This window comes from Aquitalea aquatilis, from assembly GCF_005155025.1.
GTDB lineage: Bacteria > Pseudomonadota > Gammaproteobacteria > Burkholderiales > Chromobacteriaceae > Aquitalea > Aquitalea aquatilis.
This window is the reverse complement of the sequence record NZ_CP039731.1, coordinates 1091886-1107983: the sequence shown is the minus strand read 5'-3', so window position 1 is coordinate 1107983 and position 16098 is coordinate 1091886. Positions and strand designations below refer to the sequence as shown.

15 protein-coding genes are annotated in these 16098 nt (G+C 62.9%); 9 read left to right on the top strand and 6 right to left on the bottom strand.

Features of this window, described 5'->3' with window-relative positions:
• Nucleotides 1–48 precede the first annotated feature (48 nt).
• The 5 genes from FAZ30_RS05015 to hutH all read left to right on the top strand — a co-directional run bounded on the left by FAZ30_RS05015 (nt 49) and on the right by hutH (nt 6653).
• Nucleotides 49–873: an undecaprenyl-diphosphate phosphatase gene (locus FAZ30_RS05015; RefSeq protein WP_124641712.1), complete on the top strand. Its 825-nt coding sequence runs from the start codon at nt 49–51 to the stop codon at nt 871–873.
• Nucleotides 874–1073: 200 nt separating this feature from the next.
• Nucleotides 1074–2321 (top strand): imidazolonepropionase, encoded by a 1248-nt coding sequence (gene hutI / locus FAZ30_RS05010; protein WP_137008945.1) that lies wholly within the window; start codon nt 1074–1076, stop codon nt 2319–2321.
• Nucleotides 2318–3262 (top strand): formimidoylglutamase, encoded by a 945-nt coding sequence (hutG, locus tag FAZ30_RS05005; protein ID WP_124641709.1) that lies wholly within the window; start codon nt 2318–2320, stop codon nt 3260–3262. The genes hutI and hutG overlap by 4 nt, the downstream gene beginning before the upstream one ends.
• 61 nt (nt 3263–3323) lie before the next feature.
• Nucleotides 3324–5006: a urocanate hydratase gene (gene hutU / locus FAZ30_RS05000; RefSeq protein WP_124641707.1), complete on the top strand. Its 1683-nt coding sequence runs from the start codon at nt 3324–3326 to the stop codon at nt 5004–5006.
• A gap of 114 nt (nt 5007–5120) precedes the next feature.
• Nucleotides 5121–6653 carry a histidine ammonia-lyase gene (hutH, locus tag FAZ30_RS04995; protein WP_124641705.1) on the top strand — a complete coding sequence of 511 codons (1533 nt, stop codon included), beginning with the start codon at nt 5121–5123 and terminating at the stop codon, nt 6651–6653.
• Between the two features lie 73 nt (nt 6654–6726).
• Here the strand turns inward: hutH and FAZ30_RS04990 are convergent, their stop codons facing one another.
• From FAZ30_RS04990 to FAZ30_RS04980, 3 genes are all read right to left on the bottom strand, one after another.
• Nucleotides 6727–7851, bottom strand: coding sequence for an SLC13 family permease (locus FAZ30_RS04990; protein ID WP_124641703.1), 1125 nt, complete (start codon nt 7849–7851; stop codon nt 6727–6729).
• 55 nt (nt 7852–7906) lie between these two features.
• A complete protein-coding gene (locus tag FAZ30_RS04985) occupies nt 7907–8206 on the bottom strand; it encodes a superinfection immunity protein (RefSeq protein WP_124641701.1) in 300 nt (99 codons plus the stop codon).
• Between the two features lie 92 nt (nt 8207–8298).
• Nucleotides 8299–9192, bottom strand: coding sequence for a DMT family transporter (locus FAZ30_RS04980; protein WP_124641699.1), 894 nt, complete (start codon nt 9190–9192; stop codon nt 8299–8301).
• An 84-nt stretch (nt 9193–9276) separates the two neighbouring features.
• Between FAZ30_RS04980 and FAZ30_RS04975 the strand changes: the two genes are divergently transcribed.
• Nucleotides 9277–9849, top strand: a complete 573-nt coding sequence (locus FAZ30_RS04975) for a helix-turn-helix domain-containing protein (protein WP_124641697.1) — start codon at nt 9277–9279, stop codon at nt 9847–9849.
• A 57-nt stretch (nt 9850–9906) separates the two neighbouring features.
• Here FAZ30_RS04975 and FAZ30_RS04970 read toward each other — a convergent pair whose 3' ends face one another.
• Nucleotides 9907–10446, bottom strand: coding sequence for a DUF2059 domain-containing protein (locus FAZ30_RS04970; RefSeq protein ID WP_124641696.1), 540 nt, complete (start codon nt 10444–10446; stop codon nt 9907–9909).
• 196 nt (nt 10447–10642) lie between these two features.
• A complete protein-coding gene (locus FAZ30_RS04965) occupies nt 10643–11215 on the bottom strand; it encodes an RBBP9/YdeN family alpha/beta hydrolase (protein WP_124641694.1) in 573 nt (190 codons plus the stop codon).
• A gap of 217 nt (nt 11216–11432) precedes the next feature.
• Between FAZ30_RS04965 and FAZ30_RS04960 the strand changes: the two genes are divergently transcribed.
• The 3 genes from FAZ30_RS04960 (at nt 11433) to FAZ30_RS04950 (ending at nt 14243) form a co-directional block, all read left to right on the top strand.
• Complete coding sequence (locus tag FAZ30_RS04960; RefSeq protein ID WP_124641692.1) at nt 11433–12434, top strand: sulfate ABC transporter substrate-binding protein; 1002 nt, start codon at nt 11433–11435, stop codon at nt 12432–12434.
• Nucleotides 12435–12574: 140 nt separating this feature from the next.
• Nucleotides 12575–13348 carry an alpha/beta fold hydrolase gene (locus FAZ30_RS04955; protein ID WP_137008942.1) on the top strand — a complete coding sequence of 258 codons (774 nt, stop codon included), beginning with the start codon at nt 12575–12577 and terminating at the stop codon, nt 13346–13348.
• Nucleotides 13338–14243, top strand: a complete 906-nt coding sequence (locus FAZ30_RS04950; protein WP_124641688.1) for an alpha/beta hydrolase family protein — start codon at nt 13338–13340, stop codon at nt 14241–14243. Before FAZ30_RS04955 ends, FAZ30_RS04950 begins: the two co-directional genes overlap by 11 nt.
• 76 nt (nt 14244–14319) lie before the next feature.
• Here FAZ30_RS04950 and pyk read toward each other — a convergent pair whose 3' ends face one another.
• On the bottom strand, nt 14320–15729 hold the full coding sequence (gene pyk / locus FAZ30_RS04945) for a pyruvate kinase (RefSeq protein ID WP_124641686.1): 1410 nt from the start codon (nt 15727–15729) through the stop codon (nt 14320–14322).
• Nucleotides 15730–16098: the final 369 nt, after the last annotated feature.

Genomic DNA, 16098 nt, shown 5'->3' with positions numbered 1-16098 from the left:
ATCCTAGCGCCCTGAATTTTCCCAACCACCAACACCGACCACAACATCATGGATACCCTGCTTCTGCTCAAGGCGGCCATCCTCGGCATCGTCGAGGGGCTGACCGAGTTTCTGCCCATTTCCTCCACCGGCCACCTGATCCTGGCTGGTGAGTTGCTCAAGTTCAACGACGAGCGCGGCAAGCTGTTCGAAATCGTCATCCAGTCCGGTGCCATTCTGGCCGTGATCTGGGAATACCGTGCCCGTATTGCCAGCGTAGTGGCCGGGGCCCGGCATGACCGGGCAGCACAGCGTTTCATCCTCAACCTGGCCATTGCCTTTTGCCCGGCGGCGGCGCTGGGCTTTCTGTTCAGCAAGGCCATCAAGGCCCATCTGTTCAACGCCCCGGTGGTGGCCAGCATGTTCATCATCGGTGGGCTGGTCATCATGTGGGCCGAGCGCCGCCAGCACACCATTCGGGTGCAAACCGTAGAGGAAATGACGCCGCTGGACGCGCTGAAGGTGGGCTGCGCCCAGGCTTTTGCGCTGGTGCCGGGTACTTCGCGCTCCGGTGCCACCATCATTGGCGGCATGCTGTTTGGCCTGTCGCGCAAGGCGGCCACTGAGTTTTCCTTTTTCCTGGCCATTCCCACGCTGATCATGGCCTCGCTGTATTCCCTGTATAAAGACCGGGCGCTGCTGGCGGCGGATGATCTGGGTATCTGGGCTGTGGGCCTGCTGTTTTCCTTTGTCTCGGCCTTTTTCTGCGTGCGCTGGTTGCTGCGCTTCATTTCCAGCCACAGCTTCATGCTGTTTGCCTGGTATCGCATCGTGTTCGGCATCATCGTGTTGCTGACCTGGCATTACGGTTGGGTCAACTGGGTGGATAGCTGAGTCACACCGCGACAAACAATTGACTATACAAATACTGTTGGATTTATGACGCACAAAGGGAGCCGCTGGCTCCCTTTTTTATTTTATCAAATCATTGAATTTATTGATTATTTGTACAATATTTGTTTGAGAGTCACATAAAACTGCTGTTGACACGGTTTCGTATCCAGTTTATTTGTATATACAAATCAGGAGCAGACATGACCCCCACTCACGATAGCCCGCGCAGCCTGTGGCTCAATGCCCGGCTGGCCACCATGGATACGCAGCATGCCGCACCCTATGGCGCGCTGCATGGCCACGCACTGGTGGTGGAAGCCGGCCGCATCGCTGCCATTGTGCCGCAGCAGCAGTTGAACCCGGCCAGCTTCGATGGCGAGGTGGTGGATGCGGCCGGCCGCTGGATCACCCCCGGCTTCATCGATTGCCATACCCATCTGGTGTATGGCGGCAACCGCGCAGCCGAGTGGGAAAAGCGGCTGCAAGGCGTGCCCTATCAGCAGATCGCCGCCGCAGGGGGTGGCATTGTCTCCACCGTGCGCGCCACCCGCGAACTGGACGAGGCACAACTGGCCGCCGCCAGCCTGCCGCGCCTGCAGGCGCTGATGGCCGAAGGGGTGACCACCATCGAAATGAAATCCGGCTATGGGCTGAACCTGGCCGATGAGCTGAAACAGCTGCGTGTTGCCCGGCAACTGGCGGCCAGCCAGCCGGTGGAGGTGTCGCCCACCTTGCTGTCTGCCCATGCGCTGCCGCCGGAATTTGCCGGCAATGGCGATGGCTATATCGAGCATGTCATCCGCGACATTCTGCCGGCCGTGGCGGTGGAAAAACTGGCCGAGGCGGTGGATGTGTTCTGCGAAAGCGTGGGTTTTTCTCCGGCGCAAACCCGCCGTGTATTCGAGGCCGCGCAGCAGCACGGTTTGCGGGTAAAGGGCCATGTCGAGCAGCTGTCCAATCTGCATGGCGCAGCGCTGGTGGCCGAATTTGGCGGCCTGTCGGCCGACCATATCGAATATCTGGATGCCGCTGGTGTGGCTGCACTCAAGGCCGCCGGCACCGTGGCGGTACTGTTGCCCGGCGCATTTTACTTTTTGCGCGAAACCCAGAAGCCGCCGGTGGCGGCGCTGCGTGAAGCCGGTGTGCCGATGGCGGTGTCCACCGACCTCAACCCCGGCACCAGCCCGTTTGCCTCGATCCGGCTGGCGATGAACCAGGCCTGTGTGCTGTTCGGCCTGACGCCGGAAGAAGCCATGGCCGGCACCACCCGCCATGCCGCACAGGCGCTGGGCCGTGGCCACAGCCATGGCCGGCTGGCCGTGGGCTGTGTGGCCGACCTGCTGCTGTGGAATATCGATCACCCTGCCGAAATCGTCTACGGACTCGGCGTCAATGCGCTGGCCGAACGGGTATTCCGTGGTCAGCGTCCGGGCAAGGAAAACGCATGATGAACCCAGACATGAAGTTGTGGAGCGGCCGTATTGATGCTGGCGAAGGCGAACTGGCCCGCCGCTGGCACCAGCTGGCCACACCGTTTGCCGCTGGCCTGCCGGCGGGTATCGGCATTGTCGGTTTTGCCTGTGACGAAGGCGTACGCCGCAATCAGGGCCGCGTTGGCGCGGCGGCCGCTCCGGTAGTCATCCGCAAGGCGCTGGCCAATCTGGCCTGGCATCAGGACCGGCCGCTGTGCGATATGGGCGATGTGGCCTGTACCGATGGCGATCTGGACGCTGCCCATTTGCGGCTGGCTGCGGCGGTCGAACAACTCGCCGGGGGCGGACATTTTCCGCTGGTGCTGGGTGGCGGCCACGAAACCGCCTACGGCACCTGGCGCGGCCTGGCTGCGGCGCACCCGGACAAGGTGATCGGCATCATCAATTTCGATGCCCATTTTGATATCCGCGAGGCAGCCGAGGCCACCTCCGGCACCCCGTTCGCGCAGATCGCGGCCGATTGCGCGGCCAGCGGCCGGCCCTTCCATTACCTGTGCCTGGGCGTGGCCGAGCCATCCAATACCCAGGCGCTGTTTGCCCGCGCCGGCCAGCTGGGCGTGCAGTGGCTGCTGGACAGCGCACTGAGCCAGGCCGGCCTGGCGGCCGCGCAGGACACGCTGCAGGGCTTTATGGATCAGGTAGACATCCTCTACCTCACGATTGACCTCGATGTCCTGCCTGCCAGCGTGATGCCTGCGGTATCCGCCCCCGCCGCCATGGGGGTGGAACTGCAGGTGGTGGAGGCGCTGGTCAGCAGTATTGCCCGCAGCGGCAAGCTGGCCGGGGCTGATCTGGTGGAGCTGAACCCGCAATTCGATATCGACAGCCACGGCGCGAAGACGGCGGCCCGGCTGGCGTGGAGTATCACCCGTCATCTGGCCACAGGCTCTCTTTGAGCCACGCCACACTCTATTCAGGGCAGTTGCCCGACAACATGGAAGTACCAAGGAGACAGCAATGAGCGCATCACAACAAGACAGCCGTTTCGACCCGACTCGCGTCATCCGCGCCCCGCGCGGTACCGAGCTTTCCTGCAAAAGCTGGCTGACCGAAGCCGTCTACCGCATGATCCAGAACAATCTGGACGCCGAAGTCGCCGAGCATCCGCAAAGCCTGGTGGTGTATGGCGGCATTGGCCGCGCTGCCCGCAACTGGGAGTGCTACGACACCATTCTGGATGTGCTCAAGCGTCTGGAAGACGACCAGACCTTGCTGATCCAGTCCGGCAAGCCGGTGGGCGTGTTCAACACCCATGCCGATGCGCCGCGCGTGCTGATCGCCAACTCCAATCTGGTGCCGCACTGGGCCAACTGGGAACACTTCAACGAGCTGGATAAGAAGGGCCTGATGATGTACGGCCAGATGACCGCCGGCTCCTGGATCTACATCGGCTCGCAAGGCATCGTGCAAGGCACCTATGAGACCTTCGTGGCCGTCGCCCGCCAGCATTTCGACGGCAAGGCGCAGGGCCGCTGGATCCTGACCGGTGGTCTGGGTGGCATGGGTGGCGCGCAGCCGCTGGCCGCCACCATGGCCGGCTTCAGCATGCTGGCTGTCGAGTGTGATGAAAGCCGTATCGATTTCCGCCTGAAAACCCGTTATGTCGACCGCAAGGCCACCACCTTGGACGAGGCGCTGGCCATCATCGAAGAAGCCAAACACAGCGGCACGGCGGTTTCCGTCGGCCTGCTGGGCAATGCCGCCGATGTGTTCACCGAACTGGTGAATCGTGGCATCACCCCGGACGTGGTCACCGACCAGACCTCCGCCCACGACCCGGTACACGGCTATCTGCCGCAAGGCTGGACTGTGGCCGAATGGCGCGCCAAGCAGCAAAACAGCGCCGCTGAAATCACCGCCGCCGCCAAGAAATCCATGGCCGTGCAGGTGCGCGCCATGCTGGCCTTGCAGGAGCGCGGTGCCGCCACGCTGGACTACGGCAACAACATCCGCCAGATGGCGCTGGAAGAAGGCGTGGCGAATGCCTTCGACTTCCCCGGCTTTGTGCCGGCCTATGTGCGCCCGCTGTTCTGCGAAGGCATCGGCCCCTTCCGCTGGGTGGCGCTGTCCGGCGACCCGGAAGACATCTACAAGACCGACGCCAAGGTGAAAGAGCTGATCCCGGACGATCCGCACCTGCACAACTGGCTGGACATGGCACGCGAGCGCATCAGCTTCCAGGGTTTGCCGGCACGCATTTGCTGGGTCGGCCTGAAAGACCGCGCCCGTCTGGGTGCGGCCTTCAACGAAATGGTGAAGAATGGCGAACTCAAGGCACCTATCGTGATTGGCCGCGACCATCTGGACTCCGGTTCGGTGGCTTCGCCCAACCGTGAAACCGAAGCCATGCTGGATGGCTCGGACGCCGTGTCCGACTGGCCGCTGCTCAATGCCCTGCTCAACACCGCTGGTGGTGCCACCTGGGTGTCCTTGCACCACGGCGGTGGCGTGGGCATGGGTTTCTCGCAGCATTCCGGCGTGGTGATCGTGTGTGACGGCACCGACGCAGCCGCCAAGCGCGTAGGCCGCGTGCTGCGCAACGACCCGGGCACCGGCGTGATGCGTCATGCCGATGCCGGTTACGACATTGCCAAGAACTGCGCCCGTGAGCAGGGCCTCGATCTGCCGATGCTCAAGTAAGACGAGCGCGCTGCCCACGGCCAAGCCGGTGGCAGCGCATGAAGTACAAACAACAAAGTGATTGGCCACGCCTGCGGGCGTGATGCCAGCTGACAAACAATAGAGACTGAAACCATGAGCATTCTCAATATCGTACCGGGCCAACTGACACTGGCCGACCTGCGCCGCGTTTCGCGTGAAACCGGCCTCAAGCTGCAACTGGATGCCAGCAGCCATGCCGGCATCGACGCTGCTGCCGCCACCGTGGCGCGCGTGCTGTCCGAAGGCCGCACCGCCTATGGCATCAATACCGGCTTTGGCCTGCTGGCCAATACCCGCATCGCAGCGGACGAGCTGGAGCTGCTGCAACGCTCCATCGTGCTGTCGCACGCCGCCGGCATTGGCGCGCCGATGGACGACTCCACCGTCCGCCTGGTGATGGCGCTGAAGATCAACTCGCTGGCGCGTGGCTTCTCCGGCATCCGCCGTCAGGTGATCGAAGCGCTGGTGACGCTGTTCAACCACGGCATCTACCCGGTGATTCCGCAAAAGGGTTCGGTGGGTGCTTCCGGCGACCTGGCCCCGCTATCGCATATGAGTGCAGTGCTGATCGGCGAGGGTGAAGCCTTCGTCAACGGCCAGCGCGTGCATGGTCGTGAAGCCATGCTGGCCGCCGGTCTGCAGCCCATCACCCTGGCACCGAAAGAAGGCCTGGCCTTGCTCAACGGTACGCAAGCCTCCACCGCCTTTGCCCTGGAAGGCCTGTTTGCGGCGGAAGACCTGTTCGCCTCCGCCGTGGTGGCCGGCTCGATGTCGGTGGAAGCCGCCCAGGGCAGCCGCACCCCGTTTGATGCACGCATCCACGCCGTGCGTGGCCATGCCGGCCAGATCGACGCCGCCAGCGCCTACCGCGTGCTGCTGGAACACAGCGAAATCGAACACTCGCACGAAAACTGCGGCAAGGTGCAAGACCCGTACAGCCTGCGCTGCCAGCCGCAGGTGATGGGTGCCTGCCTGACGCAGATCCGCCACTCCGCCAGCGTGCTGGAAGTGGAAGCCAACTCGGTCTCGGACAATCCGCTGGTGTTCAGCGACGACAACGACATCCTGTCCGGCGGCAATTTCCACGCCGAACCGGTAGCCTTTGCCGCCGACAACCTGGCCCTGGCCATTGCCGAAATCGGCTCGCTGTCCGAGCGCCGCATGGCGCTGCTGATTGACAGCAACCTGTCCAAGCTGCCGCCCTTCCTGGTCAACAACGGCGGGGTGAACTCCGGCTTCATGATCGCCCAGGTTACCGGCGCGGCCCTAGCATCGGAAAACAAATCGCTGGCGCACCCGGCGTCGGTGGACAGCCTGCCGACCAGTGCCAACCAGGAAGACCATGTCTCCATGGCCACGTTCGCCGGCCGTCGCCTGCGCGACATGGCGGGCAATACCGCCGGCATCCTGGCGGTGGAACTGCTGGCTGCCTGCCAGGGCGTGGATTTCCGTGCCCCGCACAAGGCCAGCGCCAAGCTGGAAGAAGCCAAGGCCGAGCTGCGTGAACAAGTAACTTTCTATGACAAGGACCGCTACTTCGCGCCGGATATCGAGAAGGCCGCCGCGCTGGTAGCCAGCGGCAGCTACAACCGCTTTGTGGCGGCAGGGCTGTTGCCTTCGCTGTAAGCATGAGTACCCGGTCAGGGTGACACATTGCCCGGCACCCTCACGGTGGCCGGGTTTTTTTGCGTGTGGAGATTTACAGCAGAACGTAGCCCAGCACACCTGCCAGCAGCAGGGCGGGCAGCGAATACAGGTGAAACTGCAGCCAGATGCCGCGCTCGCCGGCCATGCGCAGGGCGATCAGGTTGGCCAGCGAACCCAGCACACAGCCAAAGCCACCGGCATTCACCGCATAGGCCAGCACCTTGTAGGCGCTGCTGTATTTCACCAGCAGGATGGTGGCCGGCACATTGCTGATCAGCTGCGAACCCAGCAGGGCGGTCAGGTAGAGGCCGGTTTGCCCCAGCCCGGCGAGGGCATCGGTTGCGTGGTGCAGGGCAGGCAGCCCGGTCAGCAGGCGGATATCGACAAACATCAGCATGAACACGGCAATCAGGCTCCAGTCCACCGTCAGCAGCAGCGCCGGGCGCAGCAAGGCCACCCCGGCGACGACCGCGGCCAGCCCCCAGCCGGGGTGGCCCGACTCCAGCGCCAGGACAAAGCCGACATACAGCAGCGCGCACACCGCCAGCAAGCGCGGCTGGTAGCCGCCAGTATCATCATGCAATTGGGCATGAATCCGTTGGCGGGGGAAGGCCAGTGCGGTGGCCAGCAACAGCAGCACCATGCTGCCCAGTGCCAGCGGGGCCATCTGCCAGGTAAAGCCGGCGAATGACAGGCCGGAGAGCTGCCACAGCAGGATATTTTGCGGATTGCCGATAGGGGTGAGCAGGGAGCCGGCATTCACTGCCAGCGCTTCAAAGATCACCAGCCGGCCTATCGGCAGGCCGGCAATGCCGCGCAGCCCCAGGGTGAGCGGCACCACGATGAACAGCGCCACATCATTGGTGAGCACGGTGGACAGCAGGGCGGACATGCTGACCAGAAACAGCGCCAGCGCCCGCTCGTTTGGCAGGCGGTTGATGATCAGCCGGCCCAGATGGCTCAGATAGCCGCTGGACTCCACCCCTTTGGTGAGCAAGAGCAGACCGGCCAGGGTGGCAATGGTGGGCCAGTCTATCCAGTTGGCAAACTGGCTGCCGGCTTGCGGCTGAGGCAGCCACAGCAGCACCATCAATAGTAGCAATACATGCAGGAGCCGGTCGCGCAGGAAGGGGCGCAACAGGCCGGAGAACAGCGGGCGGGGGAAGAGGGCAGACATGGCGGCAGCTTACGGGAAGGCTGCCGCCGCTATCAAGCGCGTTTATCTGATGGTTTTAGTCTTGCGCGCGCAGGTCGTCGCGCTTGATGGCCATGCCCATGGCGATGATCCAGGGAAGCAGCAGCCAGCCACCCAGGATATTGATCAGGGCAATGGTTTTCAGACGCGGGTTTTTCACCAGCCAGGCGGTAATGGTGGGAATCAGGTAGGCCGGCAGCATCACCAGCACATCGCCCAGCCACATGGCGGCGGTGACAAAATCCGGCTGGTTGGTGAACGTGCCATACAGCCACAGCAGGAAGGCAAGAGCCAGCACGATGGCGCACAGGCCCTTGAGCAGATCGACAGGTTTCATGGCAGACAGGGTTGGTTCGGACAAGCGGCAAGAGTAATCACGAGCAGGGCGGTTTGGCAAACCGCCCGGTCAATTATTCTGCATATTTTGCCCTAGTCATCCCCACGGCCTGCCAGCTCGCTGATCAGCACGCTGGCCACGATCATGGCCGCCCCGCCAATGGCCATGGCGCTGAGGTATTCGCCGGCCAGTGCGCCCACCAGCCCGGCCCATACCGGCTCCATGGCGTAGATGATGGTGGCGCGGGTGGCGGGCACGGTTTTCTGTGCCCAGTTCATGGCGATCTGGATCACCGCCGTGGCCAGCCCCATGCCCAGCAGGCTCAGCAACAGGCCGGGCTGTAGCTGCGGTGCAGCTTCGCCGCTGATTTGCCAGCCGATGCCGGACAACAAGGCCACGGTCAGCAATTGCACCACGGCGACCCGGCGCGGATGGCACTGGCTGGCAAAGCGCCCCACCAGGCTGATTTCCAGCGCGATCATGGCGGCACCGGCTACGGTCAGCCATTCACCGGGGCCAAAGTTGAAATGCATGCCGCGCGGATCGGACAGCAGCACCAGGCCGCCAAAGGCGATGGCAATGCCCAGCCAGGCGGCCAGCCGGGGATGACGACGAAACAGCAGCAGCTGGAATAGCGGCACCAGCGGTACATACAGGCCGGTAAGAAAGGCGGACTTGCTGCTGGGAATCAGCTGCAGGCCCAGCGTTTGCAGGCTGTAGCTGCCGAACAGCACACTGCCCACCAGCACGCCGGTCAACAGCTCGGTGCGCCGGATGCCGGCCAGTTCGCGCCAGCACAGCAGCATGGCAATCAGCCCGGCCACAGCAAAGCGCAGGCCGACAAAGCCGAAAGGGCCGGCCCACTGCAGGGCGTTTTGTACCACCAGGAAAGTGCCGCCCCAGATCATGGTGACAACGATCAGCACCATGTCGGGCAGGCGGGAGTGGCGCGGCGGCAGGCCGGCGCTGGCGGTCAGGGTAGTCATGATGGTATGTCGTGCATTGCTGGTAGGTGGGTAAGTGCAATATAATGCACTTGTTATCATTTGTGCAATATATTGCCCAATATCATGAGCAACGGTTCGCTGGAAGTGATTCAGAACGTGTCGGCCAATCTGCGCCAGGCACGGCTGCAGCAGGGTTACAGCCAGGAGCGGCTGGCCGAACTGGCCGGTATCAGCCGGCGCATGCTGGTGAATATCGAGGCGGGTGAAAGCAATGCCAGCATCGCCACCGTGGACAAGCTGGCTTCGGCGCTGGGGCTGGCTTTTGCCGAGGTGGTACGCCCGCCGCTATTGCCGGCCAGCACGCGCAACCTGCCGCTGCGCATCTGGCAGGGTGTGCAGGCCGATAGCCACGCCACGCTGCTGGAGTCGGTACCGCAGCCGGGCATGGTACTGGAGTTGTGGCGCTGGCAACTGGCCGCTGCAGATAGCTACCACGCCGAGGCGGATGCGCCGGGCTGCAATGAAATCATCTATGTGCTGGACGGTGTGCTGGACATCACCCTGCCGCAACAGCAATACCATCTGCAGGCCGGACAGTCGCTGGCTTTTGCCTCGGACCAGCTGTACAGCTTTCACAACCCTGGCGGGCTGCCGTGCAGTTTCAGCAAGACCATCCTGATGGTGCCGCACCGCTGATGGTTGTGCCATGCAAAACGGCCCCGCAGGGCCGTTTGATCTTGGTGATGCGCCTACTTATTTGCTGATGGTCTTGCCGTAGGACTCGGCAGCGCTACGCATTTTCGGCAGCAGGGTTTTTTCGGCAGAACCCAGCATGTTCTTCATGATGCCGTCGATCACCACCGGCTGCTGCTTCATCAGCTTCTGGCCGGCCGGGGTCTTGTAGAAAGCCACGATCTGCTGCATCTCGGCAGCAGAGAACTGTGCGCTGTAATTCTTTGCCACTTCCTGTTCAAACTGCTTTTTCACGGCGGCGGAGTTGAAGTAGTCGGCGGCGGTTTTGTGCACGCCTTCAGCATAGGACTTGAAGCCTTCCTGGGCCTTCTTTTGCTGTTCCGGCGTCAGGTTGATCTTGTTCTTGACGAAGTATTCCTGCAGCAGCGGGCCGGCCGAACCAGTGGTGCGGTTGGCCAGATCATTCGGCATATTGTTCAGGCCGATCACCTGGGCCAGTTCCTTGGCGGCGGCATCCTGTGCGGCATCGGCATGGGCCAGCATGGGCAGGGTCAGCGCAATGGCGGCAATGGCGGTCTTGATCGGGCTAGCAGCAAACATGGGACATCCTTTTGGGAATAAAGAACGGATGACAAGCACCCTGCTGCGATGTGTCCTGTGGCAGGGAAATCAGCTGTCGGCCGCTCTGGGCATCAGAAAACAGGCTGGCAGGGAGTGTGACACTGCCGGCCAGCGCGGTCAAAGATGCTTGGATGACATCACAAAAGGACAGTTCCCGTCAGGGCGGGCAAGCGGTTCAGGCCGCTGCCTGGCGCTGGGCGCGGGCGCGCTCCAGCAAGGGCGGCAGCAAAGCCAGCCCGTCTTCCCACTGGGTATGGCCGGAAGCCACATTGATATGCCCGGCCTCATGCAGCCAGGTCAGTGGGCTTTGCCAGTAGCCGGCCAGCCGCGCTGCGCGCGCTACCTTGCAGAAGGGGTCGTTGTCGCTGGCCACCACCCGGCTGACAAAGGGCAGCGGCTGGCGTGGCAGCGGGGCGAATGGCAGCAGTTCGCGCGGTACGAAAGCGCGCTCCACATCGGCCGGTGCCACCAGCAGCGCGGCGGCAATCCGCCCCGGATGGCGGCGCGCATAGTGCGCCACGGTAATGCAGCCCAGGCTGTGGGCAATGACGATGGCCGGCTTGCTGGCGCCTTGCAGGGCTTGGTCCAGCCCGGAGAGCCAGCTTTCCAGATCGGGCTGTTCCCAGTTGGCGTTGTTCACCCGGATGGCGTCCAGCCGCTGCTGCCAATGGCTTTGCCAGTGGTCGGCACCACTTCCTTTCCAGCCAGGCTGGATGATGAAATCGAAATCGTCGGCAAATCGCGTCATGGCGCAGTCCTTATCCTGATGTGGCCACTATAGGACAAACCTATTGGCGCAAAAAGTAATAAATAATTGTTTTTATATGCGATTTAGAAATTTCATTGATCGGCTTAATAGATTTATTTCGAATAACAGAATAAAAAACAATCATTTCTAGTGATAAACAAATCCTGATTACAGTGTGCTGCATAACAAACCAGCCCATAGCCTCAGGAGCCGCCACATGACGACTATCCGCACCAATCTGAAAGCGCTGGCAGCCGTGCTGCTGCTGGCGGTGACGCCGCTGAAGGCGGCCGAACTGCTCAACGTGTCCTACGACCCGACCCGCGAGCTGTACCAGGACGTGAACAAGGCCTTTGCCGAGCAGTGGAAGAAAAAGACCGGCGAAGAACTCACCATCAAGCAGTCGCACGGCGGTTCGGGCAAGCAGTCGCTGTCCATCCAGCATGGTCTGGCTGCCGACGTGGCCACGCTGGCGCTGGCCTACGACATTGATGTGCTGGCTGACGAAGGCCTGCTGCCGAAAAACTGGCAAACCCGCCTGCCGGACAATAGCTCGCCTTACACCTCCACCATCGTGTTCCTGGTGAAAAAGGGCAATCCGAAAGGCATCAAGGACTGGGGCGATCTGGTACGCAATGATGTGCAAGTGATCACGCCCAATCCGAAAACCTCCGGTGGTGCACGCTGGAACTATCTGGCGGCCTGGGGTTATGCCCTGAAGAAAAACGGTGGCAACGAGGCCAAGGCCCGTGCTTACGTCAGCGAGTTGTACAAGCATGTTCCGGTGCTGGACTCCGGTGCGCGTGGTGCCACGCTGACCTTTACCCAACGCGGTCTGGGCGATGTGCTGCTGGCCTGGGAAAACGAAGCAGTGCTGGCCGTGAAGGAAATGGGCCCGGACAAGTTCGACATCGTGACCCCGTCGATCTCCATTCTGGCCGAGCCGCCGGTAGCGGTGGTGGACAAGGTGGTGGACAAGAAAGGCACACGCAAGCAGGCCGAGGCTTACCTGAAGTTCCTGTACACCCCGCAAGGCCAGACCATTGCCGCAGAAAACTACTACCGTCCGCGTGATGCCAAGATTGCAGCCAAGTACGCCAGCCAGTTTCCCAAGGTGAAGCTATTCACCCTCAAGGACGTGTTTGGCGACTGGCGTGCCACCCAGAAAAAGCACTTCGCCGATGGCGGTGTGTTTGACCAGATCTACAGCAAGAATTAATCCCCCGCGCGACACGAAACCGGCCGCCACACTGCAAGGTGTGGCGGTTTTGTCATTGTGGCAGTCGCGCTACCCAAGGCCGGCCAACAGGCACTAGACTGGGCGCTGTCATTGAACAGGTCTAGGCGGCAATCAGCATCATGCAGGTATTTCACAGCAGCCATGGCGCGCTGCGCTATCACGATCTGCCCGGTAGCGGCGTGCCGCTATTGTTCATCCATGGCCTGGGCTGTGCCGGTTCCAGTGACTTCCCACGCGTGGCGGCAGACCCGGCGCTGGCCGGAAAGCGCCGTTTGCTGTTGGATTTGCTGGAGGCCGGTTTTTCCGACCGGCCGGATGACTTTGCCTATACCATCGCCGCGCATGCCGAAACCGTAGCCAGTCTGATCGATCACCTGGGCCTGCCGCAGCTGGACATCGTCGGCCACAGCATGGGTGGCGCGGTGGCGATTGCCGCCAGCAGTCTGCGTCCGGCACGGGTCGCGCAGCTGGTGTTGCTGGAGCCGAATCTGGATCGCGGTGGCGGCCCCTTCAGCCGTGCGCTGGCCGCGATGAGCGAAGACGAATTCATCCAGCGTGGTCAGCGCCGCATGGCACGCCTGGCCAGCCGCGAAGGCAGCCCGCTGTGGGCCGGCTCGCTGGCGGCCAGTCATGCCCCGGCGGTGCATCGTGCGGCGGTATCGCTGGTGGCCGGGGCCGAGCCCAGCTGGCGCTCCCAGTTGCTGGCGCTGACCATGCCACGGAGCGTGGTATTCGGATCGCTTTCCCTGCCACAGCCGGATAGGGAGCAACTGCCGGCCAAGGGCGTGGCGGTGCATGTGCTGGCCGATGCCGGCCATGCCATGAGTGAAGACAACCCAGCCGGGCTGGCGACCTTGCTGGCCGGCATTCTGGAGCGAGCACATGTGGCGTGAATGTCGTCGTTTGTCTGCTGCCTTGTTGCTGGCCGCCAGTCTGGCCCAGCCGGTCAGCGCGGCCACTTTGCCCAAGCCGCAGGAGGTCACCATCCCCTTGCCGGGGGCAGGAATCTTCGGCTCCACCCTGGATATGCCGACCCTGGTTTATCTGCCCGCGGGCACCGGGCCATTTCCCGTGCTGCTGTTTTCCCATGGTCGCGCTGGCAGCCAGCAGGAACGCCACCAGCTGCAGCATCCCCTGGGCCGCAGCCAGATTGCCTACTGGCTGGGCAAGGGCTTTGCCATCGTGGCACCGATTCGCCCCGGTTATGGCAGTACCGGCGGCGGCGATCCGGAATACCACAGCGCCCACATGCAGGCACCGGGGCAGTGCAGCGGTCACCCGGATTACCGGCGTACTGCCGAAGGTGGCGGGGCGGCCTTGCAGGCTGCCATCCGCTGGATTGACCAGCAGCCCTGGGGGGCCGGCCAGCCCATCGTGCTGGAAGGTCAGTCGGTCGGCGGCCTGCTTACCGTGGCAGTCGCTGCCACCACCCCGCCCGGGGTGATCGGCTATATCAATTTTGCCGGCGGCGCTGGTGGCAATCCGGAGAAATCACCCGGTCAAAGTTGCGATCCATCTGCACTCACCACGCTGTATGCCGATTTTGGCCGCCGTACCACTCTGGCCAATCTGTGGATCTACGCCGAAAACGACCAGTACTGGGGGCCGGATGAACCGGTGGCCTGGCATCAGGCCTTTGCCGCTGGCGGCAGCTCCACCCGTTTCGTCCATGCTCCGGCAGTCGCCGATGGCGACGGCCACGGTCTGAGCCGGCATCCGGCGGCGCTGTGGGCCGCGGAGGTGGATGCCTACCTGCGTACACTGCCGGCGCTGGCAGCAAAACGCTAGCGGCCCTGCTGCGCAGTGATGAAAAAGCCGCCAGCGGACTGCTCCACTGGCGGCTTTTTTCATGCTGCAATCAATATCAGGGGTAGACGATGCGCAGCAGGTTGGTGGCGCCCGGTGTGCCGAAGGGGACGCCGGCGATGATCACCATCGGCTTGCCCTGTTCGGCTAGGCCAAGTTTGGTGGCGCAGAAGGTGGTTTTCACCACCATGTCTTCCAGGTTTTCCGCGTCCGGGCCGTTATAGGCCACCACGCCCCACACCAGGGTCAGGCGGCGGGCGGTGTCCAGGCGCGGCGAGATGCCCATGATGGGCGTGTGCGGGCGCTCGCGCGCCAGCCGCAGGCAGGTAGAGCCGGAGGTGGTGAAGGCGGCGGAGACGGTCACCGGCAGGATGGAGGCCACCTTGCGCACGCAGGCGGCGATGGCATCGGCCTGGCCCGGTGCCTCGGCGGCGCTGTAGTCCAGCGCCATTACCCGGCGGTAATCCGGTGCACCTTCCACGCGGCGGATGACCCGGTCCATGATCTGCACCGCTTCCACCGGGAAGGCCCCGGCAGCGGTTTCTGCCGACAGCATCACCGCATCGGCACCTTCATACACCGCCGTGGCCACGTCATTGGCTTCGGCGCGGGTGGGGGTGGGGGCGGAAATCATCGATTCCAGCATCTGGGTGGCCACGATCACCGGGCGGCCAAGGTGGCGGCACTGGTGCACGATGCGGCGCTGTACCACCGGCACGTCTTCCGGCGGCAGTTCCACGCCCAGATCGCCACGGGCCACCATCACCGCATCGGCCAGCGCAGCAATCTCGTCCAGCTGGTCTACGGCCGAGGGCTTCTCGATTTTCACCACAATGCCCACGCTGTTGCCTATCATCTGGCGCAATTCGCGCACGTCTTCGGCTGTTTGCACAAAAGACAGCGCGATCCAGTCGGCACCTTCCTGCAGGGCGAATTCGGCGTCCTTGCGGTCTTTCGGGGTGATGGCCGACAAGGGCAGGATGGTTTGCGGCAGGTTGAAGCCCTTGCGATCGGACAGCTCGCCACCCACGGCCACCGTGGTGTGGATCACCCGGTCCTGCACGCGTTCCACGTGAAACGACAGCTTGCCGTCGTTCACCAGGATGTGATGGCCGTGTTCCAGCGCGGCAAAGGCTTCCGGGTGGGGCAGCGTGACCTGCTCGGCGTCGCCATCCACCTGATCCAGCACAAAGCGGTAGGGCTGGCCGGTGTGCACGGTGACCGGACCCTGCGGGAAGGTGCCGATGCGCAGCTTGGGGCCTTGCAGATCAACCAGCACGCCGATGGGGCGGCCCATTTCTGTTTCCGCCGCGCGGATGGCGGCCAGGCGGGCGCGGTGATCGTCGTGGCTGCCGTGGCTCATATTGAGCCGGAACACATTCACCCCGGCGCGAGCCAGCGCCAGAATCTGCTGCGGGCTGCTGGATGCCGGTCCCAGCGTGGCGAGAATCTTGGTATTGCGGAGCATGTCTTGGTCCTTGTCGATGCCCGGCCAGTGCTGCCGGCGGGCGTGAGGTGTTGTCCGGTGCGCCTGATCTGCAGGCTAGTTGCCCGTCAGGGTCTCTTTGTTTCCGCATCATGCTGCCACATCCGCGCTGTAGTGGCTGCGCTACCTTGCCGGTACTTGGTCTGGGTGTTGCCGTCTTGCCAGTAGACAGATTTTGCGGGTGCGGTTCATGCGCGTTTTGCTTGCGCTGCGGGGGTCTGGTGTTGTTATTTTGCCTCGCCCGATAAAACGCCTGGTTTGCTGCAAAGCAAGAAAGGCGCAAATCCTTGTAGTGCAGTGCTTACAGACCATAGTCATTTACGATATCGTGCGCTGCAAAACGGCCAGCTG